17 protein-coding genes are annotated in these 14,349 nt (G+C 43.2%); 2 read left to right on the top strand and 15 right to left on the bottom strand.

Features of this window, described 5'->3' with window-relative positions:
- From darT (XZ46_RS23505) to XZ46_RS23465, 9 genes are all read right to left on the bottom strand, one after another.
- Nucleotides 1-627, bottom strand: coding sequence for a type II toxin-antitoxin system toxin DNA ADP-ribosyl transferase DarT (gene darT, locus XZ46_RS23505; RefSeq protein ID WP_006623476.1), 627 nt, complete (start codon nt 625-627; stop codon nt 1-3).
- 157 nt (nt 628-784) lie between these two features.
- Nucleotides 785-1,060, bottom strand: coding sequence for a hypothetical protein (locus XZ46_RS23500; protein ID WP_228116406.1), 276 nt, complete (start codon nt 1,058-1,060; stop codon nt 785-787).
- A gap of 80 nt (nt 1,061-1,140) precedes the next feature.
- Nucleotides 1,141-1,338, bottom strand: coding sequence for a DUF2283 domain-containing protein (locus tag XZ46_RS23495; protein ID WP_006623474.1), 198 nt, complete (start codon nt 1,336-1,338; stop codon nt 1,141-1,143).
- 122 nt (nt 1,339-1,460) lie between these two features.
- A complete protein-coding gene (locus XZ46_RS23490; RefSeq protein ID WP_006623473.1) occupies nt 1,461-1,739 on the bottom strand; it encodes a hypothetical protein in 279 nt (92 codons plus the stop codon).
- Nucleotides 1,740-2,015: 276 nt separating this feature from the next.
- Complete coding sequence (locus XZ46_RS23485; protein WP_006623471.1) at nt 2,016-2,435, bottom strand: type II toxin-antitoxin system VapC family toxin; 420 nt, start codon at nt 2,433-2,435, stop codon at nt 2,016-2,018.
- Complete coding sequence (locus tag XZ46_RS23480; protein WP_006670690.1) at nt 2,432-2,671, bottom strand: DUF2281 domain-containing protein; 240 nt, start codon at nt 2,669-2,671, stop codon at nt 2,432-2,434. Before XZ46_RS23480 ends, XZ46_RS23485 begins: the two co-directional genes overlap by 4 nt.
- 236 nt (nt 2,672-2,907) lie before the next feature.
- Complete coding sequence (locus XZ46_RS23475) at nt 2,908-3,249, bottom strand: hypothetical protein (RefSeq protein ID WP_006670691.1); 342 nt, start codon at nt 3,247-3,249, stop codon at nt 2,908-2,910.
- A gap of 102 nt (nt 3,250-3,351) precedes the next feature.
- On the bottom strand, nt 3,352-3,690 hold the full coding sequence (locus XZ46_RS23470; RefSeq protein WP_006670692.1) for a DarT ssDNA thymidine ADP-ribosyltransferase family protein: 339 nt from the start codon (nt 3,688-3,690) through the stop codon (nt 3,352-3,354).
- Between the two features lie 82 nt (nt 3,691-3,772).
- Nucleotides 3,773-4,288, bottom strand: a complete 516-nt coding sequence (locus XZ46_RS23465; protein ID WP_006670693.1) for a MerR family transcriptional regulator — start codon at nt 4,286-4,288, stop codon at nt 3,773-3,775.
- 183 nt (nt 4,289-4,471) lie between these two features.
- Here XZ46_RS23465 and XZ46_RS23460 point away from each other — a divergent pair, with 183 nt between their 5' ends.
- Nucleotides 4,472-7,636 (top strand): HsdM family class I SAM-dependent methyltransferase, encoded by a 3,165-nt coding sequence (locus tag XZ46_RS23460; RefSeq protein WP_008055038.1) that lies wholly within the window; start codon nt 4,472-4,474, stop codon nt 7,634-7,636.
- Nucleotides 7,637-7,655: 19 nt separating this feature from the next.
- Nucleotides 7,656-8,342: a hypothetical protein gene (locus tag XZ46_RS23455; protein WP_006670695.1), complete on the top strand. Its 687-nt coding sequence runs from the start codon at nt 7,656-7,658 to the stop codon at nt 8,340-8,342.
- Nucleotides 8,343-8,754: 412 nt separating this feature from the next.
- Here the strand turns inward: XZ46_RS23455 and XZ46_RS34785 are convergent, their stop codons facing one another.
- From XZ46_RS34785 to XZ46_RS23430, 6 genes are all read right to left on the bottom strand, one after another.
- Nucleotides 8,755-8,907: a hypothetical protein gene (locus XZ46_RS34785; protein ID WP_157234539.1), complete on the bottom strand. Its 153-nt coding sequence runs from the start codon at nt 8,905-8,907 to the stop codon at nt 8,755-8,757.
- Between the two features lie 72 nt (nt 8,908-8,979).
- The gene (gene darG, locus XZ46_RS23450) at nt 8,980-10,035 is read right to left on the bottom strand and encodes a type II toxin-antitoxin system antitoxin DNA ADP-ribosyl glycohydrolase DarG (protein ID WP_008055040.1); all 1,056 of its coding nucleotides are present in this window, start codon (nt 10,033-10,035) and stop codon (nt 8,980-8,982) included.
- 35 nt (nt 10,036-10,070) lie between these two features.
- Complete coding sequence (darT, locus tag XZ46_RS23445; RefSeq protein ID WP_008055044.1) at nt 10,071-10,697, bottom strand: type II toxin-antitoxin system toxin DNA ADP-ribosyl transferase DarT; 627 nt, start codon at nt 10,695-10,697, stop codon at nt 10,071-10,073.
- Between the two features lie 157 nt (nt 10,698-10,854).
- Nucleotides 10,855-11,184 carry a hypothetical protein gene (locus XZ46_RS23440; protein WP_008055045.1) on the bottom strand — a complete coding sequence of 110 codons (330 nt, stop codon included), beginning with the start codon at nt 11,182-11,184 and terminating at the stop codon, nt 10,855-10,857.
- A gap of 112 nt (nt 11,185-11,296) precedes the next feature.
- Nucleotides 11,297-11,884 carry a Fic family protein gene (locus XZ46_RS23435; RefSeq protein ID WP_008055047.1) on the bottom strand — a complete coding sequence of 196 codons (588 nt, stop codon included), beginning with the start codon at nt 11,882-11,884 and terminating at the stop codon, nt 11,297-11,299.
- 101 nt (nt 11,885-11,985) lie between these two features.
- A complete protein-coding gene (locus XZ46_RS23430; RefSeq protein ID WP_008055049.1) occupies nt 11,986-14,307 on the bottom strand; it encodes a DNA sulfur modification protein DndB in 2,322 nt (773 codons plus the stop codon).
- Nucleotides 14,308-14,349: the final 42 nt, after the last annotated feature.

Genomic DNA, 14,349 nt, shown 5'->3' with positions numbered 1-14,349 from the left:
TTAATAGTACCATTCCCGAAAAACCTTTACAGGTGTCGAAATCGTAAAGTTTTGTAATATTTCTTCAACCTCGGCTTTTCTTCCGGCATCTATCACCCCGATTTCTCGCACGAGTGTCCAAGGGAAGAACTCATAAACCAAGAATTCGGCTTGTCTGCGGCGCTTCCGGTCTCCATCCTCTGGAGTATCTGCCCAATACCGTGCATTCATAATCTCCCAATCAATCGCATTGAGAGAGTCGAGATTGTCATAAAATTCTGAATACCTAACAATTGCGTGACCGTCCGTAAATGCAAAAGGAAGACTTGCTGCTGCGATATCCTCCGCTGTTGCCACTAAGTGAATCACCGGACTTTGCCCCTGTTCATATCCTTGAACGTTGCCTCTGGATATGGCGTAAAGCATCGGAGAACGAGGCGCAAAATACCAAGGAACGTAATCATGAAGAGTGCCGCCCCTGGAACAAGGAATATTAATTTGAGCGCGTTTATTCTGGATGGTTTCGTGAGCAATATCTACATAATTGATCGGCTGAGATTTTAAGTGATTGTTAGCAAGGAGGCCCTCAGAACGCAAAATAGAGGGTAAATTTTTAAGATGGGTAATATGGTAGATATAGGTGGTCATCTGACAATCATAGGGGGACGGAGGAGGGTAAGCAGATCTCAATCAGGCGTGACAGCAGGATTTGAGGGTAAGCATCATGTACTCATCACTCATTCCCGCCCGTTTCATTTCCACATACTGTAAGCTAACTTTTTTGTCAATTAAATTTAATACCGAATTAGATGGGCTTACCCTGTCGATTATAGCAATTGGGGATTCGGGAAAGCTGCGATCGCATTTCTAGTTGACAGTGTAGCGATCGCCACTTCAGAAATCTGACAACTACTTCCTCCGGCGGAACTAAGGGAACCTTGCTCAAAACCTGTTTAAATTGTTCCCAATTCCCCCGTTTTGCTGGCTCCACGACATAATCTTGAGTCATCCAAGGGGAAACTTGAGCCGAAAAGGCGATCGCCACCCATTGGTCAAGGGAGATATTGTCTCTTTCTGCCAATTTGGTAATTTGGTGGTACAATGTATGGGAAATGGTTAGGTTTAACTAACGCATTTAAAGTGGGAACGTCAAGCTAAAGGTCAATTTTCACAACTCACTTCAGCAGTGGAGTTTTTAGCCATAAATTCTTTGACATCTAAAACCTCGATTGTCACTACCTCTCCACTGGAAGAATAGTGAAGAATTAGGGAGCCTTCATCTTCAGCATAGGCAATGGGTTCCTCTGATAGTTCAATCAGCAAAGCATCCACATCTGGACTATATCGAATCCGTTTCATATCGCGACCTCCTTCCTGGGTAGTGGGTAATGACTAAAATGCGATCGGCATATTCTCTGTAAACGACTCTGAGAACTAAAGTCTCATTTAATCTTTTTTGAGCGATGTATTTTTCTCCTCCCCTAGACTCTACTTTGTCTGGCGCTCGGATTGTGTCTTGAATTATCTCTGGAGAAGTGGTTTTGAATCGCCATGAGAGACATTTGCCAAACCCCGTTTGTCCAACCGCTGACTATCTCTGCTTTTTTCCATAAAGGGAGCGATCGCCACAATTTAAACTGATGGAGTTCAGCATTGATATCAGTATCGATAGACTGGGTTCTATAGTTGGGCTGAATCTCGCTTATTTGTGTCAGTTGTCCCGAAAGTTCATCGGGGACATCAATGGTAATTCTAGGCATATCGAACCTCCAATCAAATCGTTGCTTGGCAGAGAGAGAGGTGGTCGAGATAGAAGGGAAAGGTTTAAAGCATCTGCCATCACCCTGAAATTTAACCCCCTGAATACGCTCTGTAGATCAAGAGAAATATAAGAGGAACTTTCCAGCGAACACTCCCTAAACAAAGTCAGGACTAAGTAGGTAGGCGAAAATATTTCCAGATTCGTTTTGCCTAAAACCCTTTTGCTGCCAGGGTTATGCCGGTTGCTCAACTTCGGGTTAATTCCGCCGACCTACTTAGCTGGGAGGCATAATGAGAGGAATTTCTTGATTTCGGTTTTTGCGGTAAATCGTAAAATCGCTGTCGAGGGTTAACACCATACTTTGAGGATATAACTCAGCCATCCTAACGATACAGGCATCTGCAAGGGACATCGGCACCGACTGGTAGCGCCTCGACAGTTCTTGTATGGAAGCGGCTTCTTCATTCAAGCGAAAAGAGATTTGAATCGTGCCGTTATTTAGTAAATAAATAACTGACTCTTGACCGTTATGTAGGTTTTTTAAAAGAAAACAAGCCTCTGAAATTACCGATTCACAAGTCAATAAAGGCGGTTTAACTTGAGCCACTTCCTGTTTTACCCACTCATGCCAACTATCGCGTTTATTAAGTAACGCAACCAATGGCCCCGTATCGATGATGATTCCCCGTCTCATGACCTGCCGTATCCCTCAAGATAATTTTTGTTTGTTGAGAGATCCGCTGGTCCTTCCACACAGCCAATAAATTGTGCCGCTTTAGTGAGAACTGATTCGGCAGTTTCATCTTCTTGAGAGAGATCTGTATCGGGTGCAATTTGTAAGTGTAACAATTCTACGAAATTAAGCACTTCCTGCTGTTTTTCAGGAGGTAAATTTTCCAATTTTTCCACAATGGTCTGAACAAGGCTCATGGCGGATCTCCATTTTTAGTTTATTGAGTATTATATCAGCTTGAAAGTGATTGTGATCCATCCAGGCATAGAATCGCGATCGCTGGGTGGACATGGTGAACGGCTAAACGCAGGAATTCGACAATTGGAAGAGGGAAATTTTCATCGGCATCAAGACGCACCCTATTTCAATCATCCTCATTTCTTTGAATTGCCGCTTCCATTTCCTCTAGCCTGGGAATAGTTCCAAGCATTGACTAAATCTTGGGCGCTGAGTTGAGGAAAATCTTGTAAAATACGACCATTTGAAGAGGTGGTACTATTTGATCAGAGGAAGGGTAAATCTGCGATCGCCACTTCAGAAATCTGACAACTACTTCCTCCGGCGGAACTAAGGGAACCTTGCTCAAAACCTGTTTAAATTGTTCCCAATTTCCCTGTTTTGCTGGCTCCACGACATAATCTTGAGTCATCCAAGGGGAAACTTGAGCCGAAAAGGCGATCGCAACCATTTGGTTCAGAGAGATACTTTCTCGTTCTCCCAATTCTGCCACTTGTTTGTACAAAGAATCGGGAATTTTAACAATTAAGTCGCTCATTCTATTTCTCCTACTTCTTGCAGAAACTCTTTGGGTGATAAAATCCTGATGCCCAAACGTTCGGCTTCTTGTAAATCTCTTTTATTCTAGGTGATGATACAGTCAGATTGGCATTCCGGCTGCGGCGATATCCTCGACTGTTGCCACTAAGTGAACCACCGGACTTTGCCCCTCTTCATATCCTTGAATGTTGCCTCTGGAGATGGCGTAAAGCAGCGGAGAAGGAGGCTCAAAATACCAGGTAATGTAATCGTGAAGCGGGCCGCCTATTGAACAAGGAATATTAATTTGAGCGCGTTTATTATGAATGGTTTCGTGAGCAATATCTACATAATTGATCCGCTGAGATTTTAAGCGATTGTTAGCGAGGATGCCACCAGAACGCAAGATAGAGGTTAAATTTCTAAGATGGGTAATAGGGTAGAGAATTGCTTCCGCCATCTGGAGTGATACCCGTGAGGAAATCTAGGGGTGATACCCACGACATAGGGGTTGCTGTTGAAGTGTCCCTCTGAGAATCCTTTCACGCTACCTGAGTCGGTTTGGCTTTAGCCCGTTGCTTAAAACTCTCAAAATGGACTACAGTCGATTTTTCAGCCGCCAGCCATACCTCGTTCACAATTTGAGATAGAGGTGGAATAACCACTAAGAGATACTGACCCACATCTTTGTTTTTATGTCCTGCCACCTTCAGAGCTGACGGGAGTTTGTCGGCAAAGTCTTTCCAATCCTGCTGAACCCAGATTACCTCTTCATCAATGACAACTAGCTGCTTGTCACGTAAGCTATCGTCAAATCCGCTCTCATCGAGGAATTTAATAATGCTTCTCACCGTTTGGAGCGAGATGACTTCTCGAAGATTTTTGATGGCCCGGATTTCTAAAACCTGCTCCCAGGTATAAATCACTGTGGGCCTTCGGGACTTGCTGATTCGGTGGGGGACTACCAGTTGACACCGTTCTAGGTATTGCAGGCGATTGGAGGTGGTAGCCGTGAGGTCGAGGGTTTCTCGTCGAGTGAATCCTTCTATCATAGCCATTCTAGGAGTGTGGATCCCTTATTTATTATAATTTTACAAAAATATAATACAATTTATTTAATTTTAGCGCTACTGCAATATAATAACGGGTGACAACACCGCAAGAAAAGGCAAAATCGTCTTCAATCAAGAACACGATAGCCCTCTTGTCGTCTTCTGCTGTAATGCAGGTTAAACCGTCCTATGTCTGTTTCTGGATTACTAGAACTAGCTCACCAAAAGCTCCACTGGCCTGAACTGGCTCAAGTCATGGAGCCAACAGGTGCTGGGCCCAGCGTGTATGCACGCCTAGCTCGGGAAAAACTGGGAAGGAATATCAAAAATCTTTTAAATGGTTCTGGTGCTGACCTCCAAGTGGGAGTGCTCGCTCCAAATCCTCACGGGGATGAAACTGAGGCCCCTATCGCCGTGGTCTGTCAGTTTCCTATTCCAGTATCAGAGGCTACGCTTAAAGAAACTTACAGACTTGCATGGAGTTTTGCTCGCTCTCCGTCGCTAATTACTGCGGAACCGGATCGGTTGCGAATTTGGAGCTGTTACGAAGGCCCCCCAACCGAATTTGAGAATCTCAGACCTGTAGCTGAAGTTTCGCGTCAGCAACTTGAATTGTTCGATCAGACCTCTCTCTCTCAACAGGCGGCTGATACTTTACACATCCACTGGGCTGATTTGGTGTCAGGGCAGTTTTTTCAAGCAAATAATAAGCGATTTCAGCGTAGCCAGTCTGCTGACCAAATGCTCCTGAGCAATCTCAAAAGTGTCCGCAAGCAACTTAATAAGCTTAAACTCGATTACGACACCATCCACGATTTATTAGCCAGGATTATTTTTATTCAATTTCTATTTGACAGAAAAGATTCTCAGGGAAACGCCGCTTTAAATCCAGACTTACTAGCTCATTTACATGAACAAGGACACTTATTAGAAAGCTATGAAAATTTAACTGATATTTTCCGAAATAAAAGAGATACTTATAATTTTTTTCGCTGGCTTAACCATAAATTTAATGGGGATTTATTTCCAGGAAAAGGAGCGACAGAAGCGGAACGCGAACACGAATGGCAAGCAGAGGAACATAAAGTCACTGAACAACATCTCAATCTGCTTGCAGAATTTGTCAGTGGCGATCTGGAAATGGAAACGGGACAGGGTTGCCTCTGGCCGCAGTATTCCTTTGATGCCATACCCCTTGAGTTCATTAGTAGTATTTATGAAGAATTTGTTGACAAAGGAAAAAAAAATGCGGATAAAGGAGTTCACTATACTCCAGGACATATCGTTGACTTTATCTTGGATGGCGTCTTGCCGTGGGATAGTGGCGAGTGGAATCTGAAAATTCTAGATCCGGCTTGTGGATCGGGCATTTTTCTAGTCAAAGCATTTCAGCGACTTATTTATAGATGGAAGAAATCTTATCCAAATGAAGAAATCACTGCACCCATATTGCAACAAATTCTTACAGATAATTTGGTGGGAGTAGATATTAATTCGCAAGCAGTAAGGGTTGCTTCATTTAGCCTTTACTTGACTATGTGTGATGAGATAGATCCTCGATATTATTGGGAGCAAGTACGCTTTCCACGACTGAGAGACAAGAGATTAATATCTGCAGACTTTTTCCAAGAAAATGTAGAAGGGTTTCGCACAGTGGCTGATGCGGGGCAATATGATTTAGTGATAGGTAATGCCCCTTGGGGAAAAAATACAGTTACTCAATTTGCGAAGTCTTGGGCAAAAACAAATAAGTGGCCGATTCCTTACGGCAATATTGGCCCACTTTTCTTGCCCAAATCTGCGGCTTTAGCAAAGGCTGGTCAACCGATTGCAATGCTCCAGCCTGCTCTTGCACTAATTTTTAATCAAATTAGTACAGCAAAAAGATTTCGGGAAAAACTTTTTTATGAATATAAAGTAGATGAAATTGTGAATTTATCTGCTTTGCGATTTGGGTTATTCAAAGACGCTATTTCACCCACTTGCATTGTCACGATATCTGCCGAATTACCAAATGGTGAACCATTGTCTTATATCTGCCCAAAGCCTGTTGCCAGTAATGAAGATGATTACCGCATAGTTATAGAACCTCATGATATCAATTTAATTTATCCGCAAGAAGCAATCCAAGATTCTTTAGTATGGACTGCATTAATGTGGGGTGGCAGACGTGACTTAGCTTTAGTGCGCCGGTTGAGCCAAGGACAAAACTTTGAAAAACTGGAGCGTGCTAAAATTGCCATTAAAAGACAAGGTATTATCCGGGGTAATAGAAAAAAGTATCAGGAAGATATCCTGGGAAAACGCCTGGTGCGGCAGTTCCCCGCTCGTACCTTTATTTTTATCAATCTAGAAGATTTGCTGCCTAACGAGGATCCTTATACCCATTCACGAGATTCTAGCGATTTTTCGGCGTTTGAAATACCCCAACTAATTTTAAAGCAAGCTTGGACAATTGATTCAAAAAGATTTCAAGCAGCAATTATCCTGTCAGATGAGGATAAGCAAGGAGTGCTTTGTTCTGAAAGTTACGTGACTGTCCATGTTCCACGTCAATATACTTCAATTTTAGAAGCGGCTTGTCTAACTTATAACAGCAAGCTTGCTGTTTATTATCTTCTTTTGTCAAGTGGACGCTTTGCTTCTTATAGACCTGAACCTAATGTTGATGAATTGCTGCGCGTTCCAATTCCTGAAAATCCAATTCGATTGCAGGATATTCAAACATTGGATTTTGATGATGTAGACAATCGGGTCTGTGAAGCCTTTTCCTTGAAGGATAGTGAGTGGTTGCTAATTGAGGATATCTTTAATTACACCTTACCTGATTTTAAAGGTAATCGTTCATCTCCTGGCCGTCAAAGCACTCGTTCACAATCTAGCACTCTTTTTAGAACAATAGCTTCGGAATTGGTCTTAAAAGAATATTGCACTTGTTTTTTAAAGGTGATTAAAGCTGGGTTTGGCACCAATAAAAACATCTGTGCTAAAATTTTTCAAGAGCATAATACTCCCTATATGCCGTTTCGTTTAATTGCTTTTTATCTTACCCTAAATGATGAGGGTGAAGAAATCCAGGTTGAACCCGTAGATTCTTTAGATATTATAGAACAGTTAGAGGGGTTAAATCAATCCTTTTTAAAAAAGTCCAGTATAGAGGAGGGGGGAATATTCTATCAGCGGGTTGCTAAAATATATGATTCTATTCACTTGAATGGAAAAACCATTCCTACTGTGTATTTTGTAAAGCCAGATCAAATCCGCTACTGGACACGCTCTATGGCTTTACGGGATGCTGACGAAGTGGCTGCTGATATTATGATGTGGCACAGCGGATTGGAATCTTACTCATAAATTAAATTAGGAGTCATAAGTGGCTAGGAGACGACCAACACCTTGGGAAACCAAGAACCTACCAGTTCCACCTGATTTTGTTAAATTAGCAAAAGAGTGGTGTGAAGACGAATCGATGTTGATTTTAACATTAGTTTGGGAGGGATATGACCGGCTCCGAGAGTGTGACTTGTTAGAAATTTGCTGGCAGCAAGATTATGAGGAGCGCGAGAGGACGATTACCCAGCGATTTGTTCCCAGAATTCGACAATGTATGACGGGATGGGAGCCATTTGATGTAGAACATGGTCCCTATGAATTTGAAACAAGGAAGGCACCGCCTGCCCAGTCACCACAATATGATATTGCTTTTGTTATGCATGGTGGTGACGGAAGAATGATGTGGCCGTTAGAAGCTAAGGTACTTCGTTCGGAGGGGAAACTTTCTGAGTATATAAACGACATTAATAATGAATTTTTGACTTGCCGATACGCACCATTTTCTAGCCAAGGCGGTATGCTTGGGTATCTTTTTTCCCCTGAAACCAGTAAAGTATTTAGTAATATTGAAGCCAAACTTTCCTGTAGTTTGGAGCATCACCCACATTTTTTAAATAGAATTCATAAAATATCAAAACATAACCGTACAGTTCCATCAGGAAAGCCTTATCCTGCTAACTTTCTTTGTCACCATTTAATTTTGCCGATTACTACTAAAAGTTTGTAGGATATCCTGAACTAGCAATGGATAATTTTCACATTCCAGCAAGTTTTCAACTCTAACTTCACCTGCTTTTATAAACCCTCTTAGACCTTAGTATCCAGTCAAGAAATCCCTAAATTTCCGCTCTGACCTCAGATTCCCCCTGGGCCTCTCTCACCAATGGCTCATCCGCTAAACAGCCTGCGGTTTGTTCAAAAAAAATAGTGGAACCGCCTAATTTTTCATGGGTTTGAGTGGGAATGATTCGAGAACCAGGTTAATATAGCAACCCTAAATTAGTTGTGGAATGCCCTCACCCCCAACCGATGGCGGCCCAGAAAGGGAGAGGGGTTGGGGGTGAGGGAATCATTTAGGATTGCTATAGGCGATCGCCATAAATAGGGTCTATACTGCTATCCATTGACTCAAGTCTGAACTATTGCACAATCGCCGTCTTTCTGTCAGCCGATCGTGGGTATTCATTTCCAGGAATAGAAAGGCGATCGCCGATCGCCATTCTAGAAGTCTGCCTGACCCGTCCTAGAGTGGGCGATCGCAACTTCAGCAATCTACAACTCCAGCTTATCAAATTCCTCCGGTTCTACATCGGGCAGTTTCATCAATATCTTATCGTTCGCACATTTTTTTAGGGTCATGAACATTATTGGATTTCGTCATCGCTATTGATATCAAACCAGTTCTGAGTGTCAAGGCGTTCCCAAGCTATTCGCAGATGGTTAGGTTTAAATAGATGGCGCTTGCGATCGCTCCATTCCTGTACTTTTTCAATAGCGCGATCGCAATCGATGGCAGCTTGCGGATCTTCCGTGGCCACCCAGTGAAGGGTTGCCAACATTTCCAGCCCGTAAGGGGTCTCAAATCCTTCAATTAAATCGCTGACTCGTTGCAGGCGCGCGCCCGTATCGGGATGTGCTGATAAAAAGCGATCGGCAGCGTCACGACCCTTTTCTAAGACATACATTGCCGAAGTTTCAGTGCGATCGCCATATCCGCGAATGTAATGACCTTCAATCTTTTGCAAAACATGATTAAGATTGTCTGCATAAGGTCCGAATTGATGTTTGACGTAGCGCAGTCTTAACGGTTCGCCAGCTACTTGCAAAAAATAGGCGAGTTTTTGAATTTCCAGCTTAGTTAAGCGATACCCAGGAATCCCGTACAATTCCAGCAAGCGAATCAATAAAGCACGCCCGATGGTCATTTTAGGGGTAGAGGTAGCCACCGGTATTTGGTCCGCCACCGGTGCGCCAGTCGGTTCAAAAATCATCACCTCAATATCGGGAACTTCCGCAAAAGATTGAACGATGAGAGGCTTAACTGCCGCCCAATCTAAGCCCCCATTTCCGCATCCCAGAGGAGGAATTGCGATCGAGGTAATTTCTAACCGTTTGACTTCCTCAACCAGTGCAATTAATCCCGCTTTGATATCTTCTATTTTAGATTTTCCCTTCCAGTGGCGCTTAGTGGGGAAATTAATGATGTATTTGGGGAATAGCTTATCCGTAGCAACTACAAACATCTGCCCCGGATGGATTCTCTTAGCATCACAAGCTGTTTTATAGGCTCGGAAATTTTCCGGGAACGCCTGCTTAAATTGCAAAGCAATCCCCTTCCCCATGACACCGACACAGTTAACGGTGTTCACCAGGGCATCAGCCTTTTCTGTCAATAGGTTGCCTTGCTTAAAGTGAATCATTGCCGGGAGTTGCTCTTTTGGTCAATGCCTTAATTTTAATAGTACCATTCCCGAAAAACCTTTACAGGTGTCGAAATCGTAAAGTTTTGTAATATTTCTTCAACCTCGGCTTTTCTTCCGACATCTATCACCCCGATTTCTCGCACGAGTGTCCAAGGGAAGAACTCATAAACCAAGAATTCGGCTTGTCTGCGGCGCTTCCGGTCTCCATCCTCCAGGGTATCTGCCCAATACCCTGCATTCATAATCTCCCAATCAATCGCATTGAGAGAGTCGAGATTGTCATAAAATTCTGAATACCTAACAATTGCGTGACCGTCCGTAAATGCAAAAGGAAGACTTGCTGCTGCGATATCCTCCGCTGTTGCCACTAAGTGAATCACCGGACTTTGCCCCTGTTCATATCCTTGAACGTTGCCTCTGGATATGGCGTAAAGCATCGGAGAACGAGGCGCAAAATACCAAGGAACGTAATCATGAAGAGTGCCGCCCCTGGAACAAGGAATATTAATTTGAGCGCGTTTATTCTGGATGGTTTCGTGAGCAATATCTACATAATTGATCCGCTGAGATTTTAAGCGATTGTTAGCAAGGAGGTCCTCAGAACGCAAAATAGAGGGTAAATTTTTAAGATGGGTAATATGGTAGATATAGGTGGTCATCTGACAATCATAGGGGGACGGAGGAGGGTAAGCAGATATCAATCAGGCGTGACAGCAGGATTTGAGGGTAAGCATCATGTACTCATCACTCATTCCCGCCCGTTTCATTTCCACATACTGTAAGCTAACTTTTTTGTCAATTAAATTTAATACCGAATTAGATGGGCTTACCCTGTCGATTATAGCAATTGGGGATTCGGGAAAGCTGCGATCGCATTTCTAGTTGACAGTGTAGCGATCGCCACTTCAGAAATCTGACAACTACTTCCTCCGGCGGAACTAAGGGAACCTTGCTCAAAACCTGTTTAAATTGTTCCCAATTTCCCTGTTTTGCTGGCTCCACGACATAATCTTGAGTCATCCAAGGGGAAACTTGAGCCGAAAAGGCGATCGCAACCAGTTGGTCAACAGAGATACTTTCTCGGGCTGCCAATTCTGCTACTTGTTGGTACAAAGAATCGGGGATTTTAACAATTAAGTCGCTCATTCTATTTCTCCTAATTCTTGCAAAAACTCTTGGGGTGATAAAATAAAGAGTCGGGCATTGTGAATTGGGCGCTGGGAGCAGAAGTATGATTTCAGCTTTAACTTTGAGAAAATCACCCTGTCTCAGAAACCTTACTGATTTCTGGTGGCGACAAGGTTCTGTAGGCTTGCTGAGGATGAGTGGGTTCGTTAGGGTATTTTGCCTCTAATAAGCCCTGCTTTAACATCGGATTGACATAGTGGTTCCTGATGCTGTCTGGTTCGCGCTTCAATAAGTCAGCTAATGTTCGCAGTGGTAAGTAATGTTCGGAACATAATTTTAAAATAACCTGCTCAACAATCTCTTTACTGATGCGACTTTTGGCACGGACAGGAGCTGCAATCTCTTCCAAGCGCTGATAATGTTCGGAGCTAGGCTCGTAATGTTCGGAGCTGGGCTCGTAATGTTCGGAGCTGGGCTCGTAATGTTCGGAGCTAGGCTCGTAATGTTCGGAGCTAGGCTCGTAATGTTCGGAGCTAGGCTTTGGGTTGGTTGGCACCTTCTTCATCCCCAGTACATTAGAAGGGTCATCAAAAATCCACACTGCCTCGGTGGGTAAATCCTTCTGGAAAAACACCACATTCGCTTTTACCCCTTGAAAATCCGGCGTAAAGGTTTTGCGAGGGAAGCACAACACCGTATGCGCGTTGCAATCCTGCATCACAATTTTAACCCACCTTCCGCCGGTTTAATTGTCGATTTTTTATTTTTTAAACCCTTGGACCCTGAAGGGTTTCAGCCCCACCCCATTTTATTTTGCATTTATTCCACTGTTTCTTCAAGATCCCTACCAGTAGGATTCTCTAATAGACGGTTGGTAATTTTATCCTCTTTCGCAAATTCCCCTAAACTGGCTTTAATATTTTTTTTGCACTTTTCTCCTATTTCTGCTGTTTTTTCGGATTCTCTTTGACTAATCAGCTTCTCTATTTCTTCTTGAGTTTTACCTTCACCCTGGCAGCGAGCTCTCAAAAGCTGAATCTCTTGTTTAAATTCTGTAGAATTCAGGGATGAATTGACTGCCGCCTCTATGTATTGGTTCCGCATCTGAATCATGGCATAGACCGAGTAAGGCAAATTTCTTCTATATGCTTCAGCAAGGGAAACATCGGTAGCTGTGTTTAATCCATGTAACAGCGTCTCATAAGCGTGTTGGCAGTGAACCATCTCTAAAATGGCATACCGAAAGAAGCTCCATTGACTCTCATTAAGTTCTTTCACACTTTGAGCTAAAAGGCCGCGCAAACCTAGTTCATTGGGAGCGAAGACTTTTGCTCTGGGTTCATTCACAAAACCTTTTAGAGTACGATGCTCCACCTCTGTTCCCGATGAAAAGTAGGTGTTCATCGCGTTGAGGTACAGATTGGAAACAAATTCAATGACCTGAAGACGCCGATCGTAGGGTGTACCTGTATCTAGCATCAATTCTACGACTGAATGAACCGCCATCAAGTATCCCAGTTGGAAAGCTTGTGTGGAAACTGTATCAAAAATTGACTTGGATCGATTAAGCAACTCTTTTCGCTCGGCTTCATTGCCTTCAGCAGAGAAAAATTTCTCATAATCGATACGAAAGAACCTTGCGGCTGTTCGGCTTTTTATATCATTTTCATACCGATTGAGTGCTGAAGCAGTTGTTTTAGCATCTTGTAGCTGGTTCTTTACATAATCTCCAATTGATCGACCTTCTTCTTGGAGTTGGTCTTCCCGTTCGCGAAGCCGCTTAATATGTTCTTCAAAAACACTTCGTACTCCACTCCCTTCAAACAGCAGACTAGAGCACTTGTGGTGAATCGGATCCGCTCTCAAATTTGCATCCATTAACCGAGTGCGTAAGGATCTCATTTCAAAGTTGTGTACGGCGAAGGGACGAAACCGATCAAAGAGTGGAAGCATCACAGCATCCGAAACTTCCCCCAATAGCTTGACCGCTTGTTCCACTTCATCCGGGGGATGAGATCTACCAGAACGACGGGAAAGTGTAGGCCACTTTTGTAGTTCCGTTCCTACCAAAATTGTCGCTGGACGCTCTGAGTTTTGGATTCTTCTGCCATCGGTTATATCTTGTTTGGAGTCAAGCTGGAAAGCGGAGGGTACACCAAAGGCAACGGCTGCGTGCATTTTGTGCAAAGCTACTGCAGAGGTGTATTCAAGTTGACCCGCTACCACTTCAGTCCTGCGGTGTTGAGCTTCAGAAACTGAATCTCCAAACGCAAAGGAATAAATATGAGCAATTGAAGCCTCTGACTCACCCCGATCTTTCAATTTGGAAAGGGTTTCACGCATCATCCTAGCTGCCAAGTCTTCATCGTCCAGTAAAAGTTCTCGGGATTGACTGACTGGCTTGGCGTTCTTATTTACGACTAAAAATATTTCTCGGCATACTGCTGGCAAGCTGATTCCCTTCTGCTTGAATTGTTCATTGTTGTCGTGTAAATCGGGAAAGAAAACGATGCAAATGGGTAATTCGATATTTTTTATTTGACTTTCCGTGAGGTGCAGGTGATTGTAAAATCCCGCAAAGGTATTCCCAGACCAGCTATCGTTGATTTGTCTATGTAAGGCTAATACGGCCATTGCTCGGTGTTGACCATCAACGATAATGAAGGCAGTTTTTTGTCGGTTATATTTGATGGCTCCCAGAGGACTAGAGTTTCCTTCAATTTCAAAATCAAATAAGTCACCAAAGCTGATTGACAGTTCACTGACTTGGCGCGGTGCTGGGTAGTAAGACTGGATTCCTGTTCTTTCCGATTTTTTGGGGACTAATACTGCAAGAATTGGAGGGAAAAATCGGGCAACTGCACTAGATTTTTCTAAAAGATAGGGGATTAGTTCGTGAGCAACGCGAGAATCATCTAAATTGCGTTGGATCAGTTCATCGAATGTTAATTCTTCTATCTTAAAAATTTCCCGCCAAGGAACCATCTGAGAAGCGAGAGAGTTTTCCCAAATTCCTTCCGTTCCTGGTTTCATTTTTGTTAACAAAAATTGAGTGCGGACTCGGTTATCATCTGAGCCGATACTAAACTCCCCATAGGTTCCGTAAATTGGCTCTTTTTGAACTCCAAAGTTAAATGACATATCAGAGTTAACCTCCAATTGGATATTTAGTATGTCGTCAAA

The organism is Limnospira indica PCC 8005 (genome assembly GCF_000973065.1).
Classification (GTDB): domain Bacteria; phylum Cyanobacteriota; class Cyanobacteriia; order Cyanobacteriales; family Microcoleaceae; genus Limnospira; species Limnospira fusiformis.
This window is presented reverse-complemented; position numbering and strand designations above follow the sequence as displayed.

Excerpts from the sequence above, each read along its gene's own strand:
- darT (WP_006623476.1), bottom strand. The coding sequence starts at position 627 with ATGACCACCTATATCTACCATATTACCCATCTTAAAAATTTACCCTCT.
- XZ46_RS23495 (WP_006623474.1), bottom strand. The coding sequence starts at position 1,338 with ATGAAACGGATTCGATATAGTCCAGATGTGGATGCTTTGCTGATTGAA.
- XZ46_RS23490 (WP_006623473.1), bottom strand. The coding sequence starts at position 1,739 with ATGCCTAGAATTACCATTGATGTCCCCGATGAACTTTCGGGACAACTG.
- XZ46_RS23485 (WP_006623471.1), bottom strand. The coding sequence starts at position 2,435 with ATGAGACGGGGAATCATCATCGATACGGGGCCATTGGTTGCGTTACTT.
- XZ46_RS23480 (WP_006670690.1), bottom strand. The coding sequence starts at position 2,671 with ATGAGCCTTGTTCAGACCATTGTGGAAAAATTGGAAAATTTACCTCCT.
- XZ46_RS23475 (WP_006670691.1), bottom strand. The coding sequence starts at position 3,249 with ATGAGCGACTTAATTGTTAAAATTCCCGATTCTTTGTACAAACAAGTG.
- XZ46_RS23470 (WP_006670692.1), bottom strand. The coding sequence starts at position 3,690 with ATGGCGGAAGCAATTCTCTACCCTATTACCCATCTTAGAAATTTAACC.
- XZ46_RS23465 (WP_006670693.1), bottom strand. The coding sequence starts at position 4,288 with ATGGCTATGATAGAAGGATTCACTCGACGAGAAACCCTCGACCTCACG.
- XZ46_RS23460 (WP_008055038.1), top strand. The coding sequence starts at position 4,472 with ATGTCTGTTTCTGGATTACTAGAACTAGCTCACCAAAAGCTCCACTGG.
- darG (WP_008055040.1), bottom strand. The coding sequence starts at position 10,035 with ATGATTCACTTTAAGCAAGGCAACCTATTGACAGAAAAGGCTGATGCC.
- darT (WP_008055044.1), bottom strand. The coding sequence starts at position 10,697 with ATGACCACCTATATCTACCATATTACCCATCTTAAAAATTTACCCTCT.
- XZ46_RS23440 (WP_008055045.1), bottom strand. The coding sequence starts at position 11,184 with ATGAGCGACTTAATTGTTAAAATCCCCGATTCTTTGTACCAACAAGTA.
- XZ46_RS23435 (WP_008055047.1), bottom strand. The coding sequence starts at position 11,884 with ATGCAGGATTGCAACGCGCATACGGTGTTGTGCTTCCCTCGCAAAACC.
- XZ46_RS23430 (WP_008055049.1), bottom strand. The coding sequence starts at position 14,307 with ATGTCATTTAACTTTGGAGTTCAAAAAGAGCCAATTTACGGAACCTAT.